The organism is Pedobacter glucosidilyticus DSM 23534 (genome assembly GCF_000425145.1).
Classification (GTDB): domain Bacteria; phylum Bacteroidota; class Bacteroidia; order Sphingobacteriales; family Sphingobacteriaceae; genus Pseudopedobacter; species Pseudopedobacter glucosidilyticus.
The window spans coordinates 1-3,138 of record NZ_AULF01000043.1 but is presented as its reverse complement, the minus strand read 5'-3'; the positions used below and the strand labels follow the sequence as shown (position 1 = coordinate 3,138).

The 3,138-nt window shown below is 36.4% G+C and carries 4 protein-coding genes; 1 reads left to right on the top strand and 3 read right to left on the bottom strand.

Translation table 11 applies throughout. The annotated features are described in order from the left end of the window. The 3 genes from H510_RS0111950 to H510_RS0111945 all read right to left on the bottom strand — a co-directional run. On the bottom strand, positions 1–251 hold a 251-nt coding region (locus H510_RS0111950; RefSeq protein ID WP_211226572.1), incomplete at its 3' end, for a transposase. A gap of 76 nt (positions 252–327) precedes the next feature. Continuing rightward, the gene (locus tag H510_RS20700; RefSeq protein ID WP_425413801.1) at positions 328–564 is read right to left on the bottom strand and encodes a DUF3885 domain-containing protein; all 237 of its coding nucleotides are present in this window, start codon (positions 562–564) and stop codon (positions 328–330) included. 265 nt (positions 565–829) lie between these two features. After that, the gene (locus H510_RS0111945; protein ID WP_026904543.1) at positions 830–1,330 is read right to left on the bottom strand and encodes a hypothetical protein; all 501 of its coding nucleotides are present in this window, start codon (positions 1,328–1,330) and stop codon (positions 830–832) included. Positions 1,331–1,591: 261 nt separating this feature from the next. On the opposite strand from H510_RS0111945, the gene H510_RS18790 reads away from it, so the two are divergent. Beyond that, a partial coding sequence (locus tag H510_RS18790; RefSeq protein WP_155977956.1) for an IS1182 family transposase occupies positions 1,592–3,138 on the top strand: 1,547 nt, incomplete at its 3' end.

Below are 3,138 nucleotides of genomic sequence, written 5' to 3'. Positions count from 1 at the left end.
ATCACATCCTGCAACATTTGCTTGTCCAGGCTAAGGTCAGCAACCAGTTTTTTTAATTGGCTATTCTCCTCTTCAAGCTGCCGTAAACGCCGAAGCTCGCTTACTCCAAGCCCGCCATACTTCTTCTTCCAGTTAAAAAACGTAGCCTGGGAAATACCCATCTTCCTGCAGATCTCTTCTACACGAGTTCCAGTCTCTGACTGTTTCAAAGCAAAGGCTATCTGGGCCTCCGTAAATTTTGATTTTTTCATCGCAATTATTTGTTTCAAGTTATAAATAATTGCCCTGCTTCTCTAATTTTGATCGTTGCTGTTTTGTGGGAGGAGGTCATTTCGAGTAGCTGATTTCAGTCTTTTGAAGATTATCAATTTGCTTAAATGTGAAATTTGAAAATCTAATTTTTCTCTGTTTGTATTTGTAATCCATAAAAACCAAAAACACTTTGTCAGAATTGTCAAATGCAGTTTGAAAAATTGTCGAAGCTCGTCTTGTTACTTCTTGAAAATATTCGTCTGTGTCGGTTTCTCCAACTTGTAAGTCAAAACGAAGTCCGAAGTCAACTATAAAACAAAGGTTTCCGTAGTCTTAGTCGTTTAAAATTGTCGTTTAAAAATTTTCTATATTCCTGCTTTGTTGTCAAATTGTTATCGTCTTTTAAAATGCCCTATAACGGTTTGGCGCTTGGCGAAGAAGCGGATTTCGAAGCACTAAACTGTCTGCCAGCACTGAACTTGATACGAAGCACGAAGCTTCAATTAAGCACTGAACCCGCTTTTTTGCCAAACGCCTGTTAGCGGTTCGGGCTTCTATTTGTCCTATTACTTTCATTTCATTTTTCAATTTGTCTGCCCCAAATATTATTTTTAGCGTCTGCAACTTTTTCCATTACTCTTTCAAATTTTTCACCGTCTTCTCCTTCAATGTGTAATGTCAAATTTATTTTGTCCCCATTTCTCTTAAAGTCAAAATTGTATGTGTGTGGTTCAGGTATTCCGTCATAAAAGTCGTTGGGAATAAAATGTCGAAGTATGGAATAATATTCATTGTCGTAAACAACTAGAAAATCATTTTCTCCGCAAATAGTTTCAAAACTTGTCTCTTTGCTGTCTTTATAAACCACTTTGTTAAGCCCCATTTTTATTAGATTTTCGTCTGAACCTTCGTTAATGGAGTAAAATCCTTGGTCAATCCGAATTTTGTCCGAGGAAAGAGAACTGTCCACCGTCACAATTAGTTGGTTTTGGTCTTTTTTGTTAATTAAATAATAAGCTAAAAGTCCACCAAAGATTAGTGCTAAAAGTCCAAATATTAATATCTTTTTTTTATTCATTTCTTTTGTCTTGGTTGTGTCGTCATAGCCTGACCGCTAACGTTTTGGCGCTTGGCGCAGTGGCGGATTTCGGAGCACAAAACTGTCAATACACCACAAAATTTGATGCGAGGTAGAATGTTCAATTAACCACTTCACCCGCCATTGAGCCAAACGCCTGTGCTTGTTGCACAACTTCCTATACCATCCAAATATACCATACCTACATCAATAAATACAACAAGAAAAATTCTATTTAATAACCTGTTTATCAGTTATTTAATGATATTTTTACTATATTTACTTATGCAAGGGCGTAAACATATTCAACCTAAAATCATCTATCAAGTTAACATCAATGATTTGGTTCCTGCTGATAATTTCTATCGTAAGCTTGAACAAACACTTGATTTAAATTTTCTCTATAATGAAACTTTATCTTACTATGGTAAAGAAGGACAAGAAAGTATTGATCCGCTTGTTTTCTTCAAGATTTGCTTAGTAGGCTATCTCAATAATATCAATTCTGATAGGCAGCTTATTGCTTTCTGCGCTAATTGTTTAGATGTAAGATGGTATTTAAAGTACGATTTAGATGAGGCTTTGCCTTGGCATTCTACCATCTCTAGAACAAGACAACTCTATGGGGAAGATGTATTTCTATCATTATTTCAAAAAGTACTTAGCCTTTGTATAGAAAAAGGAATGGTCAGAGGTAAGCGTCAAGCTATAGATAGTGCTTATATCAAAGCTAATGCTAGTATGGATAGCTTAGTAGAAAAAGAAATTATTGACGATGTAGAACAATATGCAAACGAGCTGAACGAAGGCTCTGAATATAAAGTTAAAGCTAGTATCAAAAAGGCTGTAGAGCGGCACCATGCTTGGAAAGAGAAAGAATACAAGGGAATGTCTGGACATGTGGATAATCCTAAACAAGTCGATGAAAACGGAAATATTATTCGACCTAAATACCTCAGTAACCATACCCATTACTCTCCTACAGATCCAGATGCTAAAATAAGTACCAAACCCGGAAAAGCAAGACAACTTAACTATGCAGGACAGCTTGCCGTAGATGATGCTTACCATGTAATCACTGCCGCTTGTGCTAGTAGCGCTGGTAATAAAGACAGTCAAAACCTTGCCGACATCTTATCGCAAACAATACAAAACCTAAGCATACATCACATTCCTGTTGACCAAATAACCGCTGATGCTGGTTATAGCAGTGGTGAGGCTCTCGCCTTCTGTGAAGCCCATCATATTGATGCTTACATCCCTAATTTTGGTCAATATAAAGCCGAAAGGGAAGGGTTTGAATACAATCCACTACTCAACCAATATGAGTGTAAAAAGAAGAATGGAAATTTTGCCGTATTAGCCTTCAAAGGAATAAAAACTGATAGTAAAGGTTATCAAAAGAAAAGCTATAGAAGCAGTGAAACAGATTGCAAAGATTGCCCATTAAGAATCACTTGTTGTGGGGCTGCTACAAAATTCAAAAAGATTGAGGATAGTATTGACAAACCCTATTACGACCGTATGCACCAAAAACTGAAAGCTAATCCTCTATACGCAAAAGCTATCAGTAAAATAAGGAGTAGAACGGTAGAACCTGTACTAGGTACTTTAATAAACTTCATGAATTTGAAGCGGCTAAACACCAGAGGGATGATCAGCGCTAATAAACACGTCTTAATGAGTGCTATGGCTTATAATCTGAAAAAATTGATGAAATTCTCTCGTCCTAAAATTAAATATCACACCCTAAGTGTGGATGTATTAAAGCTAAATCAGCATATCAAACTTAATTTCTTAAACCCTTT